The sequence below is a fragment of the uncultured Arthrobacter sp. genome, from assembly GCF_947493765.1.
Lineage (GTDB): Bacteria > Actinomycetota > Actinomycetes > Actinomycetales > Micrococcaceae > Arthrobacter_D.
Map to the genome: position 1 here is coordinate 292,985 of NZ_CANLSZ010000004.1, position 21,164 is coordinate 314,148.

Here is a 21,164-nt window from a genome sequence, read left to right on the forward strand (position 1 = left end):
CGTTCAGCCCCGGATGACCACCGGTTGGAAGCCCTCCGCGCGCAGGTTCCCGAGCACCTGCTCGCAGTGCTCCTCGCCCTTGGTCTCCATGTTGATGGTGATCGCCACATCGCCCATGCTGATCGATCCGCCCACCCGCGTGTGATCGACGCCGGTCACGTTGGCATCCGACTCGGCGATGATCCGCGAGATCGTGGCGAGGGATCCGGGCCGGTCGTCGAGCAGCATGCGCACCACGAGGTACCGCCCGGCCGCGGCCAGCCCCCGCTGGATCACCTTGAGCATCAGCATCGGGTCGATGTTCCCGCCCGAGAGCACCACGACGGTGTTCCCGGGGTCCCTGCCGCCCTCCGTCAGTTTTCCGTCCAGCAGTGCCGCGACGCCCACCGCGCCGGCCGGCTCCACGACCATCTTGGAACGTTCCAGGAGGAAGATGAGCGCCCGCGCGAGCGAATCCTCGCTGACGGTCATGACGTCGTCGACGAGTTCACGGATGATCGAGAACGGCAACTGGCCCGGGCTGCCGACGGCGATGCCGTCCGCGATGGTGGACACCCTGGTCAGCGGCACCAGGGCGTCCGCGGCCAGCGAGGGCGGATAGGCCGCCGCGTTCTCGGCCTGGACCCCGATGATGCAAATCTCCCGTCCGAGTTCCCTGGCCCGTGCCTTGACGGCGACCGCGACCCCGGCGAGCAGTCCTCCGCCGCCCACACCCATCAGGATCGTGTCGACGTCGGGAACCTGTTCCAGGATCTCCAGGCCGATGGTGCCCTGCCCCGCGACGACGTCCACGTTGTCGAACGGGTGGACGAAGACGGCACCCCTGGCGTCGGCGTATCTCTTCGCCTCGGCGAGCGCCTCGTCCACGGTGTGCCCGTGCAGCACCACCTCCGCGCCGTGTCCGCGCGTCGCGGCCAGCTTGGGCAGCGCCACGCCGAGCGGCATGTAGATGCGCGCCGAGATACCGAGTTTGGCGGCGGCGACGGCGACACCCTGCGCGTGGTTGCCCGCAGAGGCGGCGACGACGCCGAGGGAGCGCTCGGCCTCGGTCAGCCTCGCCATCCGGTTGTAGGCGCCGCGGACCTTGAAGGACCCGGCTCGCTGGAGATTCTCACACTTGAGCGAGACGTTCGAGCCGGTGAGCCGGCCCAGGGCACGCGACTGTTCGACGGGGGTCAGGGCGATGACGCCCTGCAGCGTCCGCTGTGCGGCCTCGACGTCGGCCAGGCGAACGGGCAGGCCGTCGGGCCGGGTCACCGGAGGGTGTTCCTGGGTGTCTGCAGTGCGGGAGGTGAGGGCCTGGTCGGTCACGGGGATGTCTCTTCCTGGAGTGTCGGCGCCGGCGGTGCGGCGTGAGGTCCGGGGGTGCTGGCCGGTGACGGGAGCGCTCTGCGCTCCACCGCCGCCGGCCGACGAATACCGGGGACCGCCCCCTCGACGCCGGGGCATCGCGCGGCGCGCGGCATCGCCCACTGTGGTGTCGCTCCAGCTAGGCGCATGGGGCAATCCTTCCATAGAAGGACCGCTCGGCCGCTATCCGAGACCGGGGAGAATGCCCCATGCGGCGGAGAACGAGGACCCCGGTTCCAGCCAGCGCAGCCCCTCCCCGGAGTTGAAGGCGTCGGCCGGAGCCGTCATGGGTTCGATCGCCACGGCCTTGCCGACGCCGGGGTAGATGGTGCTGACGTACACGTGGGCATAGGCGAACGAGGCGTCGGCCCACAGCGTGACGCGCCGGCCGTCCGGTGCGGACAGGACGTGCTCGTACCGGCCGTCCACCGCGTGCAGCCCCGCGAAGGCGGTGTCGAACTCGATGTCGCCGACGCGCCGGCCCTCCCGCAGATCGTGCTGCCCGGAGACCCCCCTCCTGCCGGTGGGAATCGCGCGGTCGTCGGTCTCGAACATCTCGTCCGCGAGCACCGTGAGCGTGAGGTCCTCGGTCGGGATGGCGGAGAGCTTGAGATAGGGATGGGCGCCGAGGGCGAAGGGAGCGGCTGCCGCGGACAGGTTGGAGAGCTGCTGCGTGACCCTGAGCTGGTCCGGCGTCAGTTCGTAGGTGGCACGGTGCAGCAGGTGGAAGGGATAGCCGTGCTGCGGGAAGATCTCGGCCTCCAGCACCACGTGCGCCGGCCCGACGTCCACGGGCCGGTAGCCGGTGTTGCGGAGCAGTCCGTGGATGGCGTTGCCCTTCGAGGGTTCCGTGATGTCGAGGCGCTGCTCCGCGCCGTGGAGCCTCCAGCGCCCGGCGGCCACGCGATTGGGCCACGGCGCCAGGAGGATCCCGCCGCCACCGGCCGGGATGTCGTCGTCGCCCCAGGTCTCGGTGAGTGCCACGCCGTCGTGCTCGTAGGATCTCAGGGCGGCTGCCAGAGTCGCGACGACGACGGTCGAGGACCCGGCCACGAGTTCGTAGTTGGTGCCGCTGGCCAGGGGGCGGGTGTCCGGGATCATCCAGCGATGCTACAGCGGCCGTGCAGAGCCTGTCCCGATCCCTCGACTGATAGTTTCGAGAGCCCATGACGTTCATCACCCCCACCCTGCTGTCCGACGGGCGCGAGCTCCTCTACTTCGATGCCGACCGGGCGGCTGCCGAGCGGCATCGCGCGTCCGGGCAGGACCGGCGTGGCCTTCCCCCGCGCGGCCCGTCCGGGACCGCGCGCTACGACGCCCTCACGGGCGAGTGGATCGCCGTCGCCGCCCACCGCCAGTCGCGCACGCACCTGCCGTCGGCGGACCAGTGCCCGCTGTGCCCCTCGACACCGGAGAACCACTCCGAGATCCCCGCCCCCGACTACGAGGTGGTGGTCTTCGAGAACCGGTTCCCGTCCTTCGGACCCGACCTCGGCGAGTTGCCGGCCCACCCGGGCTGGGGCACGACGGCGCCGGCCTCCGGGCGGTGCGAGGTCATCGCCTTCGACCCGGCCCACGAGGGGTCCTTCGGCTCCCTCGCCCCGGAGCGCGCCAGGACGGTGATCGACGCGTGGGCGCACCGCACCGAAGCGCTCTCCGCCCTCCCGGGGATCAGGCAGGTCTTCTGCTTCGAGAACCGCGGCGCCGACATCGGCGTCACCCTGCTGCACCCGCACGGGCAGATCTACGCCTACCCGTTCGTCCCGCCCCGGGCCGCGGCACTCGCGGCGAAGGCCGCACAGTTCTTCGAGGCGGCAGGAGGACGGCAGACCCTCATGGGGCAGGTGCTGGCCTCGGAGCGGGATGCAGGCGATCGCATGGTCATCGAGGGCACACACTTCAGCGCCTTCGTCCCCTTCGCCGCACGCTGGCCGCTCGAGGTGCACCTGGTGCCTCACCGCCGGGTCGCCGACCTCGCCGGACTGTCAGGGACCGAACGCGACGAACTCACCGAGGTCTACCTCGACCTCCTGGGCCGCGTCGACGCCCTCTACCCGACGCCCACCCCGTACATCGCGGCCTGGCAGCAGGCCCCGGTCGACGACGCCCTGCGACGCTCCGGCTACCTGCACCTGCAGCTCACCTCCCCGCGGCGTGCGGTGGACAGGCTGAAATTCCTGGCCGGCTCGGAAGCTGCCATGGGCGCCTTCATCAACGACACGACGCCGGAGCAGGTCGCAGCGGCACTGCGCGCCGCGACACCGGCCGCTCGGTGTGCTGCAGCCGGTCGATCCGCCGGCAGCCCCCGGAAGGACCCCGTGTGAGACGGTCACCGCTCGAGCTCGCCCGCCTGTTCTCCGAACGGACGGGTCGTGAACCCGACGGCCTCTGGTCGGCCCCGGGCCGCGTCAATCTCATCGGCGAGCACACCGACTACAACGACGGCCTGGTCCTGCCCTTCGCGATCGAGCAGTCCGCGACCGTCGCGGCGGCGGTCCGGAAGGACCGGCTCGTCCGTGTCGCCACCACCCTCGCGCCCGACGACGCCCCCGTCGCGGTGGACCTGGACACTCTCGAGGAGGGAGCGGTGCAGGGCTGGGCGGCGTATCCGATCGGGGTCCTCTGGGCCATGGAGCAGCGGGGGTACCGCTGCCCCGGCCTGGATCTCCTCGTCGACTCCACGGTGCCGGTCGGGGCCGGCCTCTCCTCCTCGGCCGCTCTCGAGTGCGCGGTCGCACTCGCTGCCGACGAGCTCTCCGGCGCCGGGATCCCGCGCGGTGAGCTCGTGGTCATCGGGCAGCTCGCCGAGAACCGGATGGTCGGCGCTCCCACGGGCATCATGGACCAGACCGCCTCCCTCCTCGGTGACGCGGGCCACGCCGTCTTCCTCGACTGCCGCTCGGGGGACGCACGCCTCGTGCCCCTCGGGCTCGACGCCGCGGGGCTCGTCCTGCTGGTCGTCGACACGCGTGTCACGCACGAGCACGCCGCCGGCGGCTACGCCGCGCGCCGCCGCTCGTGCGAACTCGGCGCCGAACTGATGTCCGTCCCGTCCCTGCGCGATCTCGCCGGCGGCGATCTCGCGGAGGCGGCGGGCCTGCTCGACGAGGAGACCTTCCGCCGCGTCCGGCACGTGGTGACCGAGAATGCACGGGTGCAGGACGCGGTCGCCGTCCTCGACCGCGGGCGACCAGCGGACCTCGGGCCGCTCCTGGTCGCCAGCCACGCCTCCATGCGGGACGACTTCGGGATCTCCACGGTCGAACTGGATCTGGCCGTCGACACGGCGCTGGAGGCCGGTGCGCTCGGCGCGCGGCTGACGGGCGGGGGCTTCGGCGGGTCCGCGATCGCGCTGGCCCGCACCGACGACGCCCCCGTGATCCGCGCGGCGGTGGAGCAGGCCTTCGCGGCCGCTGCCCTCGCGCCGCCGGTGGTCTTCGGCGTCCTGCCGGGAGCCGGTGCCACCCGCGTCGGGTGAGCGTACGGCGCCATCATCGGACCGATCCGTTCCTGAGACCGGGTCGTACCGGGAACGACGGAGGGACCCGCACCCTATGGGTGCGGGTCCCTCCCGGTCCGGTGCCCGTCGTGCGGCCGACCGCACGACGGGGTGTCGGATCAGTCGCTGCCGCGAATGATCGCGATCAGGCGCAGGATCTCCACGTAGAGCCAGATCAGGGTGACGGTCAGGCCGAAGGCCGCGGTCCAGGAGTAGCGCTGCGGAGCGCCGTGGCGCACGCCGTCGCTGATCGAGGTGAAGTCGATGATCAGGGAGAATGCAGCCAGACCGATGGCGAGCAGCCCGATCACGAGGCCGAAGGGGATCCCGTTGTCGAAGCCGAGCATGCCGTCGGTGCCCGGGATGCCCTGGCTCCGCAGGCCGAACATGCCCTCGGTGACGCCGAAGAGCATGAGGCCCAGATTGACCAGCGAGAACGCCGCGTAGCTGATGAGCGCGATCATGAAGAACTTCATGGCCTTCGGGGTGGCGCGGACCTTCCCGCTCTTGAACAGCGCGAGTGTCACACCGAACACCACGAGGGTCCCGAGGACGGCCTGCAGGGCGATCCCGGGGAACTGCGCCTCGAGGATCATCGTGATGCCGCCGACGAAGAGGCCCTCGAGAGCCGCGTAGGCGAGGATGAGTGCCGGCGAGGGCTCGCGCTTGAACGCATTCACGAGGCCGAGCACCAAGCCGCCGAGCGCTCCGACGATCATGAGCGGCAGGGCCAGGCCCGGCAGCAGGAATGCGGGGATCGCCGCACCGACCAGGACCACGCCGATGCACAGCAGGGTCTTGACGATGACGTCGTCGAACGTCATGCGTCCCGTGTCGGCGGGACCGGCCGACGGCTGGTTGTACAGGTGCTCGAGTTGCTGCTGATCAGCGGCCCCACCCGCGTAGAGCGTGGTGCCCGGACCCGAGGACTGCGTACCCCGGGTGGCCGAGCGGAAGGTCTTCCCGTTGAATACCGGATTACCGCCAAGTGCCATGTGTTCTGGTCCTCCGAATAGGGGGCTGAGTGTTCGTGCAACCCTACCAAGAGCAACGCTTCCGCCCCGGGTTTGTTCCCCTCCCCCACCCTCCCGGTTGTCAGGAGGGCCGCCGGATGACAACACCATGAGGGCCCGATCCCCTGATCGTTACCGAATCTCTACCGCCGCCTGCGCTATTTGTCCTCCGGCCCCTGAACCCCCGAGTAGCATGATCCCGATGTCAGTGACACGCGTCACAGCTGCGGGGCCGTCGCTCATGCGTCGGGCCCGCCCCACCGCGGAGGTTCCCATCTTGCTCACCCCATCGACGCCTGCACGCATCAGGAGGTCGCTGCTGCTGCTCGTCGGCCTCCTGGCGCTCGTGCTGCTGGGCGCCCCTGCGGCCCAGGCCTCGCCTGAACCGCCCGCTCCGGCCACCCACCACGGGAGCTTCGCGCTCCGGGGAACTGCCGCCGTCCAGGCCCAGGAGTTCGACAACAGCATCGGCGGCGTGCTCCGCGGCGCCGACGGCCCGATCGTCGACGTCACGGTGACCGCCAGCGGCAACGGCTTCGAGGGCGAGGCCACCTCCGGGGCGAACGGGGCCTGGAGGATCGGCGTGCCCGAGCAGGGCACCTACGAGGTGGCCATCGACGAGGAGACCCTCCCCGAGGGCATCGTGCTCGCCGAGGACCAGGAGAACCCCCGCGAGGTCACCTTCACGAACACCTCGAGCGCCACCACCCTGTTCCTGTTCGGTGAGGGCATCACCACCCAGCAGACGCCCTTCCTCGAGACCCTCGCGGAGCGCGCGCTCGCGGGCTTCAGTTTCGGCCTCCTCCTGGCCCTGAGCGCCGTGGGGCTCTCCCTGATCTTCGGGACCACCGGGCTCACGAACTTCGCCCACGGCGAGATGGTGACCTTCGGCGCCGTCGTCGCCTTCGCCTTCGCCGCCATGGGCCTCCCGATCGCCGTCGCGATCGTGCTCGCGGTCGTCGCCGGTGGCCTCCTCGGCTACGTGCAGGACGCCGGGCTGTGGAAGCCGCTCCGGCGTCGCGGCACCGGGCTCGTGCCCATGATGATCGTCAGTATCGGCCTCGCGCTCGCCCTGCGGTACATCATCCAGCTGTTCTTCGGCGGTGCCACGCAGCAGCTGCCCGGATCGCAGAGCGAGATCATCGACCTCGGCTCGGTCTCCATCTCACGCAACAATCTCACCTCGCTCTCCGTGAGCCTGGTGATCATCCTGATCGTCGCGTTCCTGCTCCTGCGGACGCGGATCGGCAAGGCGACCCGCGCCGTCGCCGACAACCCGGCCCTGGCCGCCGCGTCCGGGATCGACGTCGACCGCGTGATCCGGATCGTCTGGGTGATCGGCGGCATGCTGGCAGCCCTCGGCGGGATCCTGTGGGCGTACTACCGTCCCGGCGTCTCCTACAACATGGGCCAGCAGATCCTCCTGCTCATCTTCGCCGGGGTGACCCTCGGCGGTCTCGGTACCGTGTTCGGGGCGCTCATCGGTTCCATCATCGTGGGCCTGTTCGTGGAGATCTCCACCATCTGGCTCGAAGCGGACCTCAAGTACGTGGGGGCCCTGCTGATTCTGATTCTTGTGCTCCTCTTCCGGCCGCAGGGCATCCTCGGCCGCCGCGAGCGTATAGGTTAGGGGCTCCCCATGGACTTCGGAAACATCCTCGTCAACGCCTTCGGCGAGCTGATCAGCCCCACGACGGCGGCCTATGCACTGGCGGCCCTCGGGCTCGCCGTGCACTTCGGCTACTCCGGCCTGCTGAACTTCGGCCAGGCCGGCTTCATGGCCGTCGGAGCCTACGGCTACGCGATCTCCACGCTGACCTTCGGCGCGCCCCTGCCGGTCGCGGTGCTCGTGGCGGTCCTGGCCTCGGTCGTCTTCGCCATCGTCCTCGGCATACCGACCCTCCGGCTCCGCGCGGACTACCTGGCGATCGTGACCATCGCCGCGGCAGAGATCATCCGCTACATCGTCACGACCAACGGCCTGACGGACGTCACCGGATCCGCCAACGGACTCGCGGCCTTCGAGGGCGGCTTCTTCGGGCTCAACCCGTTCCCGCCCGGCGCGTACCAGGTGGGCCCCATCTCCATGAACGAGCGTGACCTGTGGATCAGGATCGTCGGCTGGAGCGTCGTCGTCATCGCCTGCCTGCTCGTCTGGCTCCTCATGCGCAGCCCGTGGGGCCGTGTCCTGAAGGGCATCCGTGAGGACGAGAACGCGGTGCGCTCCCTCGGTAAGAACGTCTACGCCTACAAGATGCAGGCCCTCATCATCGGCGGTGTGCTCGGCTCGTTGGCTGGCATCATCTTCACCCTGCCCCGCGGTGCCGTCCAGCCCGCCAACTACGCGACGGAGCTGACCTTCTTCCTCTACACGTGCCTCCTGCTGGGAGGCATGGCCACCGTCCTCGGACCGGTGATCGGCGCCATGATCTTCTGGGTGGTGCTGTCCCTGACACAGGGCCTCCTGTATGGCGCCATCGAGATCGGGGCGATCACGTTCCTGACCAATCCGCAGGCGGGCCAGCTGCGTTACATCCTGGTGGGTGTGGCGCTGATGCTGCTCATGGTCTTCAGGCCGCAGGGCGTCCTGGGCAACAAGAAGGAGTTGGCTTTCGCATGAGCGTCGACCACACCGGCAGTACACCGGAACCGGGCACCGGGAGGGGCGGCGCCCACGCCGCGGACGCCGCTGCGGCGAACGAGTCCCCCATCACCACCGGGGAGACCGGTCCGGGGTGCCGGAAGACCGATCCCATCGTGGTGGCCCGCAACGTGACGCGCAGCTTCGGCGGCATCAACGCCGTCGACGTGGAGCACCTCGAGATCCCGCGCCACCGGATCACGGCACTGATCGGTCCCAACGGGGCCGGCAAGACCACGCTCTTCAATCTGCTGACGGGCTTCGACACGCCCAACAGCGGGGACTGGGAGTTCGACGGCACGCCGCTGGCGAAGGTCTCCTCCCACCGGGTGGCGCGCATGGGGATGGTGCGCACCTTCCAGCTCACCAAGGTCATGGGCAAGCTCACGGTCATGGAGAACATGCGACTCGGGGCCGCGGACCAGCCCGGGGAGTCCCTCGCGCGTGCCCTGTTCAAGGGTCTGTGGGGCGGACGGGAACGGGAGATCACCGCGCAGGCGGAGGTGCTGCTCGCCAAGTTCAAGCTGGACACGAAGCGTGACGACTACGCGGCGTCCCTCTCGGGCGGGCAGCGCAAGCTCCTGGAGATGGCGCGGGCGCTGATGGTCCGGCCCAGGCTCGTGATGCTCGACGAGCCGATGGCCGGCGTGAACCCGGCCCTGACGCAGTCCCTGCTCGACCACATCAAGAATCTCAAGCAGGAGGGCATGACCGTCCTCTTCGTGGAGCACGACATGCACATGGTCCGCCACATCGCCGACTGGGTGATCGTCATGGCGGAGGGCAAGGTGGTCGCGGAGGGTCCTCCGGAGATCGTCATGAAGGACCAGGCCGTCATCGACGCGTACCTGGGAGCCCACCACGACGTGGACCTCGGGGACTCCACGGGTGTCGAGCGCCTGGAGGAGGAGCTGGCCCACGACGCCGGATCGGTCGTGGGCACCAGGGACGAGGGCATCCTGGGGGCAGGAGTCACGGAGGTCGGCGGCGCTCGCGCGGTGGACCCGGCGCACACGGACGAGGAGACGAAGTGATGGAGGAATTCGAGGGCGATTCGGTCGTGAAGGTCACCGATCTGGTGGCCGGCTATCTTCCCGGCGTCAACATCCTCAACGGCTGCAGCATCGAGGCACGCCGCGGTGAGCTCATCGGTATCATCGGTCCCAACGGCGCGGGCAAGTCCACGCTCCTGAAGGCCATGTTCGGCCTCGTGAAGGTCCACTCCGGCACCGTGATCGTCCGCGGTCAGAATCTCACCGGACTCAAGGCCAACCGGCTCGTGAGTCAGGGCGTGGGCTTCGTGCCGCAGAACAACAACGTCTTCAGCACCCTGACCATCGAGGAGAATCTCCAGATGGGTATGTACCAGCGGCCCAGGGACTTCAGGAAGCGCTTCGAGTTCGTCACGAGCCTGTTCCCCGAGCTCGGCAAGAGACGGGCACAGCGTGCCGGCTCGCTCTCCGGCGGTGAACGGCAGATGGTCGCGATGGGCCGGGCCCTCATGATGGACCCGGCGGTGCTGCTGCTCGACGAGCCCTCGGCAGGACTGTCCCCCGTCAAGCAGGACGAGACGTTCCTGCGGGTGCACGAGATCAACCGGGCCGGTGTCTCGGTGATCATGGTGGAGCAGAACGCCCGCCGCTGCCTGCAGATCTGCGATCGCGCCTACGTCCTGGACCAGGGCAAGGACGCGTACACGGGCACCGGACGGGAGCTCATGAAGGACCCGAAGGTGATCCAGCTCTACCTCGGGACGCTCGCCGATACGGCCTGAGCGGTCCGCACCGGCCCCGTGCACCCGCGGACAGCGGGGACACGGCAACCAGGACGACATACGACCACGACTGACGACAAGAGCCCCGGTACTCCTTCCATCGAAGGAGTACCGGGGCTCTTCCCGTCGGAGTGGCCGCACAGGGCCTCGTGCGGTCCTAGAGCTGTCCCACCTCCGAGCGGTAGGGCTGGGGTACGTTGTCGGCGTCGTAGCGGTAGATACCGATGGCGGCTTCCGTGGGGTCGCCGTTCTCGTCGAAGGCCACGGGGCCGGAGATGCCGTCGTAGTCGATGTCCTCGCCCTCGCGCAGGAGGGTCACGCAGCCGGCGAAGTCGAAGCACTTGGTGCCGTCCTTCGAGACGGACTCGAGCTCCGTGGCGATGTCCGTGCCCTCCACGCTGCCGGCCGCCTCGGAGGCGAGTGCGATGAGGTTCACGGCGTCGTAGGCCTCACCGGCGTAGGCCAGGCTGTTCAGATTCGGGTCGACCGTGGCCAGGGCGTCCTGGAAGCCCGACCCGGTGAACGGACCGGGGATGGTGCCCTGGGCGCCCTCGAGGGTGCCGGGATCGAGGTCCGCACTGTAGTCGGAGGTGTTGCCGTCCACCATGAAAACGGTGCTCGGGTCGATGCCCTTGGCGACGAGCAGCGGGACGATGCTCTTGGCCTCGTCGAAGCTGATCAGCACCACGGCGTCCGGCTCCGCGGCCGCGATGGCGTCCACCTGGCTCGAGAACTGCGAGTCGCCGGTGTTGAACATCTCGTTGGCGACGACCTGCCCGCCCGCGGCCTCGATGGTCTCCTGGATGTTGCTCTGCAGCCCGGTCCCGTAGGAGTCGTTCAGCGTGATCATGCCGACCGTCTGGGCTCCACAGGTGGAGATGTAGGTGCCGAGCGTACGGCCCTGGAGGACGTCCGAGGGAGCGGTGCGCCAGTAGAGCCCGTTGTCGTCCCAGTCGGTGAACTCCGGCGAGGTGTTGGCCGGCGAGAACTGCACCACTCCGGCGCCGGTGATCTGGTTGATGACGGTCTTCGAGACGCCCGAGGACGCCGCTCCGACGATCGCGCTGACATCCTGGGACAGCAGATCGGTCACGGACTGGGTGGCGATGTCGGTTGTCGTGTCACCGGAATCGCGCTGGGTGATCGAGACGTCCTGGCCTAGGACGCCGCCGGCCTCGTTGATCTCGTTGACAGCCAGTTGGGTGCCGGCGATCTCGGGCGGGCCGAGGAACGCGAGGGTTCCCGTGGTGGGCAGGAGGGAGCCGAGCTTGAGCGGCTCGGGACTCGTGGTCTCGCTCGCCGGGACGGCGGCCGGATCACCCTTCTCGCCCTGCTCCTCGCCCTCGCCGCCCTCCTCCTCGGGGCAGGCCAGCAGCGAGGCACCGGCCGCGCTGGTGGTCTCCGTGCCGCCGCTCTCGGTGCCGCCACCCCCGGCATCCGAGTCGCCGGAGTCGCCCCCACACCCGGAGGCGAACAGTGCGATGCCCAGTCCGAGCGCTGCGATCTTCGCTGCGCGTGGCGCGTGCTCCCCGATGCCGAACAACGCGGAGTTGCGTGGTGCAGTCATGAATCAGTCTCCTCGACCAAAGGGCCCTGACGGCCCTCGATGCTTCACGCCAGGTCTTCCTGGCCTGTAGAAAAGCTAATCCATAATCACCGGCGGCATAAGGGCATCCGGTTACATCCTTGTAACGCTCGTCACACCGACAGGATCCCACTCTTGACAGGTGTTGCCATGGGAGGTCGGCCGGCCACGTGCCCCAGCAGGGACTCGAACCCTGACTGAACAGATTTTAAGTCTGCTGCCTCTGCCATTGGGCTACTGGGGCCGGACCATCGGGCCAGCCTATCGCGGCCCGGAACAGCACGGCGGGCGCTCTGCGGCGGGCGTCCGTCCCGGAACCACAGACGACGAACGACGGCGGCCCCGCGGGACCGCCGTCGTCGACATGCTTCACATACCGGTGCTGTCCGGAGGTCCGGTATCAGGAGGTCCGGTGTCAGGACGTCCGGTGCCTCCGACTCTGTATCAGGAGGACGCCTTGCCTGCGCCGGCCGTCGCCTTCTTGGCCGGAGGCGTCGCGGCCTCGCGGAACTGGCGGGTGGGCTCCTGCAGGTAGGTCAGCGGCACCAGGTCACGCCCGAACACCAGACCCATGATCCAGTCGGAGAACACGCGCGCCTTGCGCTCGTACATCGGCATGGCGAGACCGTGGTAGCCGCGGTGCGCGAGCCAGGCGGGCAGGCCCTTCAGGCCGAAGCCCATGATGTTCGCCACGCCCTTGTACTGACCCAGACCGGCCACGGCACCGAGGTTGTTGTGCCGGTACTCCTTGACCTCGCCCTCACCGAAGGCTGCGGCGAGGACGTTCGAGGCGAGCAGCTTGGCCTGGCGGACGGCGTGCTGGGCGTTGGGGACACAGAACCCGCCCACTCCCCCACCCGTGAGATCAGGGACGGCCGCAACGTCGCCGGCGGTCCAGGCGTGACCGACGGGTCCGTCGTCGCCCGCGATCTGCAGTTCGGCGGTGGCGCGGAGCCGTCCGCGATCGTCCACGGGGAAGTCGGTGGAGCGGTTCACCGGGTTGGCCTGCACACCGGCGGTCCAGATGAGCGTGTCGGTCTCGAACTCGTCGGCCGGCGTCTTGTCCGGCATGTTGATGAGCTTCACCCTGCCGCCGGCGGCGCTGTCCAGGGAGGTGTTGAGCAGCAGTTCGATGTCGCGGTCGGCGAGGTGCTTCTCCACCCACTTGGCCTGGTCCTCCGTGAGCTCGGGCATGATCCGACCCATGGCCTCGACGACGACGAAGCGCAGATCGGAGCGGGTCAGCCGCGGGTTGGACGCGACGGCGTCGCGTGCGGCGTCCTCGAGCTCCGTGATGGTCTCGATGCCGGCGTAGCCGCCACCGACGAGCACGAAGGTGAGGGCGCGGTCCCGCTCGGGGCCCTTCTCCATGGCCGACGCGGTCTCGATGCGCTCGAGCATCCCGTCACGGACGGCGACCGCTTCCTCGATCGACTTCATGCCGATGCCCTCGTCCTTGAGGCCGTCGATCGGGAAGGTGCGGGTGATGGAGCCGGCCGTCATGACGATCTCGGTGTACGCGAGGTCGAAGGCAGCGCCCCCGTCCACGGGCTCGATCGTGGCCGTCCGTCCGGCGTGGTCGACCTGTGTCACCCGTCCGCTGATCAGTTCCGTCTTCCGCAGGTGCCTGCGGTGCGAGACGATCGCGTGGCGCGGCTCGATGCTGCCCGCTGCCACCTCGGGGAGGAAGGGCTGGTACGTCATGTAAGGGACCGGGTCGACGAGGGTGACGATCCCCCCGTGGTCCCTGATCTTCTTCTGCAGCCTGTGCGCCACGTACAGGCCGGCGTACCCGCCACCGACGACGAGAACGCGCGGACGATCGGAGAAATGTTGTGTCGTTGCCATGCCCCGATGCTACCGGACTTTGTGAAAATCTTCACTAAGTCGGCGGGGGCGGTGGCGGCGTGCCGGCGCGAGCCGTCCGGCGACGCACGCGCTGCACGTGCAGCGTCCCGCCCAGCAGCACCGTGAGCAGTAGTCCGCCGGCTCCGAGCACGATGACGCCGGGCAGCGGGTCCGGCGTCGGCTCCGGGTCGACGGCGGCCGGCACCGTGGGCCGGGGTGCTTCCGTCCGGTCCGGTTGCTGCTCCGAGCGCTCCGGGGCGGCAGCCGGACCGGACGGCTCCGCCCTCCGGTAGAGGTGGATCCATTCGGCCATGCTGCCCAGCCGGTTCTCCGCGGGCACCGTGATGTCCTCGCCGACCGCCGCGGCGGCATCCAGCACACCGTAGCCGTAGAGGGTGTCGAAACCCGGCGGGCCGGCGTCCCTCGCGGTGTCCACGATCCGGTTGACCACCTCCGCGGCGGAGAGTTCCGGATGTTCGGCGCGGATGAGGGCCGCGACGCCGGCCACCAGGGGCGCGGAGCCGCTCGTCCCCGACCAGTCCGCGTAGAGGCCGCCCGGCATTCCCCCGATGAGGTCCTCCGAGGGCGCGGCGACACCGACGCTGATGCCCTCCGAGGACGCCTCGGAGCTCGCGCTCCCGGCACGGTCGAGCCCGGCGACGGCGAGGACGCCCGGGATCGTGGCGGGCGCGCCCACCTGCATCAGCCCCCCGGCCCGGTTGCCCGCGGCGGCGACGATCACGACGTCGTTCTCCTCGGCGTGGAGGAAGGCGTCGTCCCAGCTCGCCGGCCACACCGGGTCGGTGCTGCCGAGTGACATGTTGATGACGTCGGCCCCGTGGTCCACGGCCCAGGTCACGGCCTCGGGCACCTGGTCCTCCACGGGGATGCCGGCTGGATTGGGGCCGCCGGACGGGCCGTCGACCCAGATGGAGACGGCGAGCAGCTCCGCCTTCGGCGCCACCCCCACGATGCCGTCCGGCCCGTGCCCGAAGCCGTCGGCGGTCCCCGGCCCGCCGCCGTGCCCGCGACCGGCCAGGAGCGTGCTCACGAGGGTGCCGTGGCTCGGCACCTCACCGATCCCGAGCTGGCCCGTGGCGCCTCCCGCTCCCGACACGTCGGTACCGTCGACCACCGCGCCCTGCAGATCGGGGTGGCTGCCGTCGACGCCGCTGTCGATCACCGCAACCGTGACACCTTCGCCCTGCGAATCGGCCCAGGCCTCGGTGACCCCGTACTCCTCGAGCCAGTACTCGTCGAAGCGGATGTCGTCGGCCGCCGCGGGCACCGCTCCCGGGAGGACGAGGGCCAGGCATCCCGCGAGCGCGATGCCGCCCCGCAGGACCAGCGACTCCGATCGGCGCATCAGCTCACGCGTCCCTAACCACGATGCTCAGCGCCAGGCCGTCGAGGATGTCGTGCTCACTCGTGACGGCGGAGCGGACGCGGCCCTCCGTCGCGGTCCCGACGCGCTCCAGGACCGAGGACCAGATGAGCGCGCCCGCTCCGATCACGTCGACACGTCCGGGGTGCATGTACGGCAGGGCGGCGCGCTCGGCGCGCGGGAGGTGCAGCAGATCGGTCGACGCCGCGGTGATCTCCTCGAGCGTCAGTTCGGCGCCGTGGATCCGTTCCGGCTGGTATGCCGGCAGCCCGAGCGCGTGGGCGGTCACCGTCGTGACGCTCCCCGCCACGCCGATGATCCTCGTGACCCGGTCGAGGGGCACCTCGGCAGCCGCTTCGTCCACGAGACGGCCCACCTCGGCCCGCATGGCACCGATCTCGTCGTCGACGGGTGGATCGCTCCTCAGGAACCGTTCGGTGAAGCGCACGCAGCCCATGTCGGTGCTCCGGGAAGCGAGCAGGCCCCCACCCGTCCCGGCGACGAACTCCGTGCTGCCACCGCCGAGGTCGATCACCAGGACCGTCTCCTCCCCGGTGGTCGCCAGGACGCTGGAGGCACCCTCGAAGGACAGGCGGGCCTCCTCGTCACCGCTGATGACCTCGGGTTCCACGCCGAGGCGCTCCCGGATCCCGTCGACGAAGTCCTGCCGGTTCTGCGCGTCGCGCGTCGCCGAGGTCGCCACGAAGCGCAGGACCGGGTCCCCGTGCTCCCTGAGCAGACCCGCGTACTCCTCCGCGGCGGCGAACGTGCGCTGCAGCGCCGCGTCCGAGAGCCGTCCGGTCGCATCCACTCCCTCGCCGAGCCGGACCACGCGCATGAGGCGCACGACGTCGCTCAGGACACCGTCCTCGATGTCGGCGATCAGCAGGCGGATGGAATTGGTCCCGCAGTCGATGGCCGCTGTGCGCATCAGTACTCCTTCTCGTCGGACCCGCCGTCGGGCCCGGCTGCGCCGCGCCGGCGGGCCGCACGCTTCGCCTCCAGCTCCTCCGCGCTCAGTCCCTGCGTGCGGGTGTGCCGGCTGAGATCGGCCGCGGGCGCACAGCCCGCGGTGTCCCACGCGCCGTCGCAGGAGCACCGCTCGGCCGTCCACCAGGGCGCGATCCCCGCGATCGCCTCGTCCCCGAGCGGATTCACCCCGGGGCCCGCGGACAGGGCGTGGCCCACGAGCACGTGCAGGCACTTGACCCGGGTGGGCATGCCCCCGGCGGACACGCCGTCGATCTCCGGCACCGGTCCCGTGCCGGCCCGCTCCCCGACGGCGGCCCGCGCCGCGAGGTACGCCTCGTGGGCCCGCCGGTGCCCCCGGGCGAGCTCGTCGTCCTCGCCCAGGCGGGCACTCATGGCGGTCATGACGCCGTCCGCCTCGAGGCGGGAGACCGCGGCGCCGATCACCGGGTGGCTGAGGTAGTAGGTGGTGGGGAAGGGGATCCCGTTCGACAGGCGCGGGGCCGTGACGGCGACGAGCGGGTTGCCGCAGACGCATCGGGCGCCGATCCCGACGACGTCGCGGACGGGACGGCCGAGCTGACGGCTGAGCACGTCGAGGTCCTCCCCCCGGATGCCCGTCCCGTCCTCGGGACGCGCGTCCTGCGGTTCGTCGTGCGGTTCGTCGTGCAGATGTCGGGCGGTCATTCGATGCCTTCCTTGGCGGCTGCTCGGAGTACTGGAGCGGCGGTGCGTGCGTCCGGGCCTCCGCCGGTCGATCGGGTCAGTCCGTCGCCGCGCGCGTGATGGAGTCCCACAGGGAGTCGGCCCAGGGCAGCTCGGCGGGTTCGGCCGCCGACCCCTCACCGGTGCCGTCCTCGATCCCCGCACCACCCTTGACGAGATAGCGGGTCTCACCCGGCATAACGAGGAAGATGCGCTCCCTCGCCTGCTGCTTGACGAACGCCGGATCGTCCCACCGGGCCAGCTCGGACCGGTGCTCCTCCTGTGCCTGCTCCTGGACGGCGATATCGGCCCGGAGTGCGTCCACCTCCGCCTGCTGCTGGACGTAGCGGCTGACGGACGGAGCGAGGAGGACGATGACGGCGACCAGGACGACGGCGAGGGCGAGCAGCCGGCCGGAGAAGGCCTTCGCCGGGATGGGGGTCGCCTCCTCCGCCGGCTGGATGGGCGATTCCACCCGACGGGAGCCCAGCCTGCCGCGGCGGATGCCTCCTGCCAGCTGGGCCCGTTCCGCCGCCCGCTCCTCCGGGGCGGAGCCCTGGCGTGGGCCGCGCGGAGTCGCTTCATCGGGCGTCCCGCCCGCCGCGTGCCCGGGGGCCGGGCTCCACCCGCCGGCGCGGGGGCCCTTGGTGGCCGAGGGGCCGGGCGAGCGCTGCGTGGAGGGTTTGCGCGGTGACGGGGCGTGCTTGTTCTTCGTCGCCGAGGGGCCGGCGCCACGCCCCGGGGTGGAGGCGCGGGGGCCCTGGTCGGGTGACCGGGGCGCGGGCCGGCGCGCTCCGTCGGCTGCCGGGTCGGCACCGGGGGGCTGGCCGGGCCCGTGTGCCGGCCGACCGCCTGCCGGCGACGGCCGTCCAGCCCGCGGCACGTTGGGGCGCCGTGCAGTCATGAAGCTCCTCGTCGATGATGCGTCGCGACGGGCGCCGTCCGGAGCCCGTCCACCGAGGGTATCCGGACGGCGGGGCGCCCGCCGAACCCTAGGCCGTGAAACGCGGGAAGGCGCCCCGACCTGCGTAGCGGGCGGCGTCGTCGAGCTCCTCCTCGATGCGCAGCAGCTGGTTATACTTCGCGACGCGTTCGCTGCGGGCGGGCGCTCCGGTCTTGATCTGGCCCGCATTGGTCGCCACGCAGATGTCGGCGATGGTGGTGTCCTCGGTCTCGCCGGACCGGTGCGAGGTGATCGTCGTGTAGCCGGCGCGCTGCGCGAGGGAAATGGCGTCGAGCGTCTCCGTCAGGGTGCCGATCTGGTTCACCTTCACGAGCAGCGAGTTCGCGGTCCCGCTCGAGATGCCCCTCGAGAGGCGGGTCGGATTGGTGACGAAGAGATCGTCGCCGACGATCTGCACCCTTTCGCCGATCGCGTCCGTGAGGAGCTTCCAGCCCTCCCAGTCGTCCTCGTCGAGGGGGTCCTCGATGGAGACCAGGGGGTAGTCTCGGACGAGCTCCTCGTAGTAGGCACTCATCTGCTCGGTGGTGAGGGACCTACCCTCGAACTGGTAGGTGCCGTTCTCGAAGAACTCGGAGGCCGCGACGTCGAGGGCGAACGCGATGTCCTTGCCGGGGGTGTAGCCGGCACGTTCGATGGCGGACGTGATGAGATCCAGGGCCTCGCGGTTGGAGGGCAGATTGGGGGCGAAGCCGCCCTCGTCCCCCAGTCCCGTGGCCAGGCCCTTCTCCTTCAGCACCGCCTTGAGCTCGTGGTAGACCTCCACGCCCCAGCGCAGCCCCTCCGAGTAGGTCTGCGCGCCGAGGGGCACGATCATGAATTCCTGGATGTCGACGTCGGAGTCCGCGTGCGAGCCACCGTTGAGGATGTTCATCAGGGGTACCGGCAGGACGTGCGCGTTCGGACCGCCGAGGTAGCGGTAGAGCGGCAGCGCCGACGACTCCGCGGCAGCGCGGGCGATCGCCAGCGACACGCCCAGCATGGCATTGGCGCCGAGGGTGGACTTGTTCTCGGACCCGTCGAGGTCGATCATCGCCTGGTCGATGGCGCGCTGGTCGGCCGCGTCGAAACCGAGGAGGGCCGGCTGGATCTGCTCGATGACGGCTTCGACGGCCTGCAGGACGCCCTTGCCGAGATAGCGGCTCTTCTCCCCGTCGCGGCGCTCGTTGGCCTCGAACCTGCCGGTAGACGCGCCGGAGGGAACGGCCGCGCGGCCGAAGGTGTCGTCGTCGAGCAGTACTTCGACCTCGACGGTCGGGTTGCCTCGGGAGTCGAGGATTTCCCTCGCGTGGATGGCGTCGATGATGGCCATGGAAGTGCTCCTTGTCGGGGACGGGTGTGCACATCTGGTGGTGCCAGCTGTCACAGGGCGGCGGAGGTGGAGATTCCAGCCTAGTTCACACCGGTCCGCGTCGCTGCGGAACGGGCGGCCGCATCCGGATCCGCCGGCTCCCTCGGATTTAGAGGATCCGCCGGCTTCCTCGGATCTGCAGGATCCGCTGCCTCCGCCCGATCTGCAGGAGCACCGGACCGCTCGTGGTCGCGCTGGTAGTCCAGGACCGCCCGGCGCAGGGCACGCTCGGGGTCAACTCCCGCGGCCACCGCACCGCGGATGACCGCGAGCAGCTCACTGCCCACCGTCTCCTCGGCAGTCCCGGCGGTCCCGGAGCTCCCGGGCCCGGTGGCCTCCCCGGCACGCCGGAGCGTCTTGGCGGCGAGGGCCAGGGCGGGCAGCTGGTGCGGGATGCCGTCGAAGGGCGAGGTGCGCTGTGGGCGCTCCTGCTGCTTGACGTCCTGCCATGTGGTGACGATCTGCTCCACCGACGCCGGGAACGCCTCCCGCAGGCGGCCGTCCGGGGAGAACACGTGGGGGTTCCGACGGACCAGCTTCGCGGTCAGGGTCTCCACCACCTCCGGGAGGCCGAAGGTGCCCTGCTCGGCCTGGAGCTGCGCGTGCAGCACCACCTGGAACAGGACGTCGCCCAACTCCCCGCGCAACTCGTCGAGGAGGTGCCCGCGCGGTCCGGTCCCGTCCCGCGAGCGCTCGACGTCGTCGGCGGCCTCGTAGAGCTCGTAGGTCTCCTCCACGAGGTACTCGAGCAGCGCCGCATGGTCGAGGGCCGCCGTCCACGGGCAGTGCTCGCGCAGCAACCAGATCACCTCCGTGAGCCGCTCCACCGCCGCCCCCGCACGGGCTCCCTGCGTCCTGTCGGCCCGCGCGTCCCCGGAGCCCGTCACCGCTCCCCCGTCAGGACCCGGCGTCGGGCGCTCCGCCCGACGCGCCGGCCGCCGCGGCGTCGAAGCCGGACGCGATGTGCGCTGCCAGGGCCTCACGGTCCTCGAGCGGGAGGAACGCGGCGTCGACCGCGTTGAGCGTGAGCTCGAGCAGGTCGCCGAGATCGTAGTCGAACGTGTCGACGAGCAGCTCGAACTCCCCGGTCAGCGTCACCCCGCTCATCAGGCGGTTGTCGGTGTTCACCGTGACCTTGAAGCCGAGCTGGTAGAGCAGGTCGAACGGGTGTGCGTCGATGCTCGAGCCGAAGGCCTCGATGGCCCCGGTCTGCAGGTTCGACGACGGGCACAGCTCGAGCGGGATGCCGCGGTCGCGGACCCAGGACGCCAGGCGCCCGAGTTCGGCGATCCCCACTTCCTGGCCGTCGGTCTGTTCCTCGTCCGTGGACTCCTCGATCCGGATGTCCTCGGCGATCCGCACGCCGTGGCCGAGCCGCAGGGCCCGCCCGGCGACGAGTGCGTCCTGGATGCTCTCCAGGCCCGCGGCCTCGCCCGCGTGGACGGTGACGGGGAACTGCTCGGAGGCGAGGAAGGTGAAGGCGTCGGCGAAGCGGGAGGGGAGGAAGCCGTTCTCCGCTCCGGCGATGTCGAAGCCGACGGCGCCCCGATCGCGGTGCCGGACGGCGAGCTCGGCGATCTCCTGGCCCCGGTCGGCGTGGCGCATGGCCGTGATGAGCTGGCCCACCTGGATGATGCGCCCGGCGGCGATCGCCGCCGCGGCACCCGCGTCGAGGCCCTCCTGGACGGCCTCGACGGCCTCGTCCAGCGAGAGGCCCTGCGCCGTGTGCTGCTCGGGTGCCCAGCGCACCTCGCCGTACACGACGCCATCGAGTGCGAGGTCCTCGACGAACTCCCGGGCCACCCGGATGAGCCCCTCGCGGGTCTGCATGACGGCGATCGTGTGGTCGAAGGTCTCGAGGTAGCGCTCGAGGGAGCCGGAGTCCGCGGATTCCCGGAACCAGGCGCCGAGCGCCTCGGCGTCGCCGGCCGGGAGGTCGTGGCCGATCGCGGCGGCGAGCTCCAGGATGGTGGCCGGTCTCAGCCCGCCATCGAGGTGGTCGTGGAGCGAGATCTTGGGCAGGGTGCGGATGTCGATGGCGGCGCCGGAAGCGGCCTCGTGCTGGGTCTGGGTCACCCTGCCCA

General features: G+C 70.4%; 18 protein-coding genes and 1 tRNA gene. 6 read left to right on the forward strand and 13 right to left on the reverse strand.

Annotated elements, in window-relative coordinates:
* Positions 1-3: 3 nt before the first annotated feature.
* Together ilvA and Q0747_RS08510 are read right to left on the reverse strand one after the other, a co-directional pair.
* The gene (ilvA, locus tag Q0747_RS08505; RefSeq protein ID WP_298253770.1) at positions 4-1,257 is read right to left on the reverse strand and encodes a threonine ammonia-lyase; all 1,254 of its coding nucleotides are present in this window, start codon (positions 1,255-1,257) and stop codon (positions 4-6) included.
* A 276-nt stretch (positions 1,258-1,533) separates the two neighbouring features.
* Positions 1,534-2,451: an aldose 1-epimerase family protein gene (locus Q0747_RS08510; protein WP_298253550.1), complete on the reverse strand. Its 918-nt coding sequence runs from the start codon at positions 2,449-2,451 to the stop codon at positions 1,534-1,536.
* A 65-nt stretch (positions 2,452-2,516) separates the two neighbouring features.
* Here Q0747_RS08510 and galT point away from each other — a divergent pair, with 65 nt between their 5' ends.
* Both galT and galK read left to right on the forward strand, forming a co-directional pair.
* The gene (galT, locus tag Q0747_RS08515; RefSeq protein WP_298253552.1) at positions 2,517-3,674 is read left to right on the forward strand and encodes a galactose-1-phosphate uridylyltransferase; all 1,158 of its coding nucleotides are present in this window, start codon (positions 2,517-2,519) and stop codon (positions 3,672-3,674) included.
* The gene (galK, locus tag Q0747_RS08520) at positions 3,671-4,828 is read left to right on the forward strand and encodes a galactokinase (RefSeq protein ID WP_298253554.1); all 1,158 of its coding nucleotides are present in this window, start codon (positions 3,671-3,673) and stop codon (positions 4,826-4,828) included. The genes galT and galK overlap by 4 nt, the downstream gene beginning before the upstream one ends.
* Positions 4,829-4,968: 140 nt before the next feature.
* On the opposite strand, the gene Q0747_RS08525 is transcribed toward galK, so the two are convergent.
* A complete protein-coding gene (locus Q0747_RS08525; RefSeq protein WP_298253556.1) occupies positions 4,969-5,844 on the reverse strand; it encodes a Bax inhibitor-1/YccA family protein in 876 nt (291 codons plus the stop codon).
* Positions 5,845-6,139: 295 nt separating this feature from the next.
* Between Q0747_RS08525 and Q0747_RS08530 the strand changes: the two genes are divergently transcribed.
* From Q0747_RS08530 to Q0747_RS08545, 4 genes are read left to right on the forward strand one after another with little or no spacing between them, the layout of a single operon-like run.
* A complete protein-coding gene (locus Q0747_RS08530) occupies positions 6,140-7,492 on the forward strand; it encodes a branched-chain amino acid ABC transporter permease (RefSeq protein ID WP_298253559.1) in 1,353 nt (450 codons plus the stop codon).
* A gap of 9 nt (positions 7,493-7,501) precedes the next feature.
* Positions 7,502-8,482 (forward strand): branched-chain amino acid ABC transporter permease, encoded by a 981-nt coding sequence (locus tag Q0747_RS08535; protein WP_298253561.1) that lies wholly within the window; start codon positions 7,502-7,504, stop codon positions 8,480-8,482.
* Complete coding sequence (locus tag Q0747_RS08540) at positions 8,479-9,537, forward strand: ABC transporter ATP-binding protein (RefSeq protein ID WP_298253563.1); 1,059 nt, start codon at positions 8,479-8,481, stop codon at positions 9,535-9,537. Before Q0747_RS08535 ends, Q0747_RS08540 begins: the two co-directional genes overlap by 4 nt.
* Positions 9,537-10,277, forward strand: coding sequence for an ABC transporter ATP-binding protein (locus tag Q0747_RS08545; RefSeq protein WP_298253564.1), 741 nt, complete (start codon positions 9,537-9,539; stop codon positions 10,275-10,277). The genes Q0747_RS08540 and Q0747_RS08545 overlap by 1 nt, the downstream gene beginning before the upstream one ends.
* A gap of 157 nt (positions 10,278-10,434) precedes the next feature.
* Here Q0747_RS08545 and Q0747_RS08550 read toward each other — a convergent pair whose 3' ends face one another.
* The 10 genes from Q0747_RS08550 to Q0747_RS08595 all read right to left on the reverse strand — a co-directional run bounded on the left by Q0747_RS08550 (position 10,435) and on the right by Q0747_RS08595 (position 21,156).
* Entirely contained in the window at positions 10,435-11,844 is a 1,410-nt protein-coding gene (locus tag Q0747_RS08550; protein WP_298253565.1) for an ABC transporter substrate-binding protein, read from the reverse strand.
* Between the two features lie 189 nt (positions 11,845-12,033).
* A tRNA-Leu gene (locus Q0747_RS08555) sits at positions 12,034-12,106 on the reverse strand.
* 200 nt (positions 12,107-12,306) lie between these two features.
* Positions 12,307-13,710: an NAD(P)/FAD-dependent oxidoreductase gene (locus Q0747_RS08560; RefSeq protein WP_298253567.1), complete on the reverse strand. Its 1,404-nt coding sequence runs from the start codon at positions 13,708-13,710 to the stop codon at positions 12,307-12,309.
* A 34-nt stretch (positions 13,711-13,744) separates the two neighbouring features.
* The gene (locus tag Q0747_RS08565) at positions 13,745-15,076 is read right to left on the reverse strand and encodes a S8 family serine peptidase (RefSeq protein ID WP_298253569.1); all 1,332 of its coding nucleotides are present in this window, start codon (positions 15,074-15,076) and stop codon (positions 13,745-13,747) included.
* Between the two features lie 4 nt (positions 15,077-15,080).
* Positions 15,081-16,028 carry a Ppx/GppA phosphatase family protein gene (locus Q0747_RS08570; RefSeq protein ID WP_298253772.1) on the reverse strand — a complete coding sequence of 316 codons (948 nt, stop codon included), beginning with the start codon at positions 16,026-16,028 and terminating at the stop codon, positions 15,081-15,083.
* Complete coding sequence (locus tag Q0747_RS08575) at positions 16,025-16,750, reverse strand: DUF501 domain-containing protein (protein ID WP_298253571.1); 726 nt, start codon at positions 16,748-16,750, stop codon at positions 16,025-16,027. The genes Q0747_RS08570 and Q0747_RS08575 overlap by 4 nt, the downstream gene beginning before the upstream one ends.
* Before the next feature lie 76 nt (positions 16,751-16,826).
* Positions 16,827-17,672 (reverse strand): septum formation initiator family protein, encoded by an 846-nt coding sequence (locus tag Q0747_RS08580; RefSeq protein WP_298253573.1) that lies wholly within the window; start codon positions 17,670-17,672, stop codon positions 16,827-16,829.
* Positions 17,673-17,760: 88 nt separating this feature from the next.
* Entirely contained in the window at positions 17,761-19,041 is a 1,281-nt protein-coding gene (eno, locus tag Q0747_RS08585; protein WP_298253575.1) for a phosphopyruvate hydratase, read from the reverse strand.
* An 80-nt stretch (positions 19,042-19,121) separates the two neighbouring features.
* Positions 19,122-19,967, reverse strand: a complete 846-nt coding sequence (locus tag Q0747_RS08590) for a MazG nucleotide pyrophosphohydrolase domain-containing protein (protein WP_298253576.1) — start codon at positions 19,965-19,967, stop codon at positions 19,122-19,124.
* Positions 19,968-19,977: 10 nt separating this feature from the next.
* Positions 19,978-21,156: an adenosine deaminase gene (locus tag Q0747_RS08595; RefSeq protein ID WP_298253578.1), complete on the reverse strand. Its 1,179-nt coding sequence runs from the start codon at positions 21,154-21,156 to the stop codon at positions 19,978-19,980.
* Positions 21,157-21,164 lie beyond the last annotated feature (8 nt).

Bases quoted from the DNA above. Each gene is read 5' to 3' on its own strand.
- Q0747_RS08510 (WP_298253550.1), bottom strand. From the start codon at position 2,451: ATGATCCCGGACACCCGCCCCCTGGCCAGCGGCACCAACTACGAACTC.
- galT (WP_298253552.1), top strand. From the start codon at position 2,517: ATGACGTTCATCACCCCCACCCTGCTGTCCGACGGGCGCGAGCTCCTC.
- Q0747_RS08525 (WP_298253556.1), bottom strand. From the start codon at position 5,844: ATGGCACTTGGCGGTAATCCGGTATTCAACGGGAAGACCTTCCGCTCG.
- Q0747_RS08535 (WP_298253561.1), top strand. From the start codon at position 7,502: ATGGACTTCGGAAACATCCTCGTCAACGCCTTCGGCGAGCTGATCAGC.
- Q0747_RS08540 (WP_298253563.1), top strand. From the start codon at position 8,479: ATGAGCGTCGACCACACCGGCAGTACACCGGAACCGGGCACCGGGAGG.
- Q0747_RS08545 (WP_298253564.1), top strand. From the start codon at position 9,537: ATGGAGGAATTCGAGGGCGATTCGGTCGTGAAGGTCACCGATCTGGTG.
- Q0747_RS08550 (WP_298253565.1), bottom strand. From the start codon at position 11,844: ATGACTGCACCACGCAACTCCGCGTTGTTCGGCATCGGGGAGCACGCG.
- Q0747_RS08560 (WP_298253567.1), bottom strand. From the start codon at position 13,710: ATGGCAACGACACAACATTTCTCCGATCGTCCGCGCGTTCTCGTCGTC.
- Q0747_RS08565 (WP_298253569.1), bottom strand. From the start codon at position 15,076: ATGCGCCGATCGGAGTCGCTGGTCCTGCGGGGCGGCATCGCGCTCGCG.
- Q0747_RS08575 (WP_298253571.1), bottom strand. From the start codon at position 16,750: ATGACCGCCCGACATCTGCACGACGAACCGCACGACGAACCGCAGGAC.
- Q0747_RS08580 (WP_298253573.1), bottom strand. From the start codon at position 17,672: ATGACTGCACGGCGCCCCAACGTGCCGCGGGCTGGACGGCCGTCGCCG.
- eno (WP_298253575.1), bottom strand. From the start codon at position 19,041: ATGGCCATCATCGACGCCATCCACGCGAGGGAAATCCTCGACTCCCGA.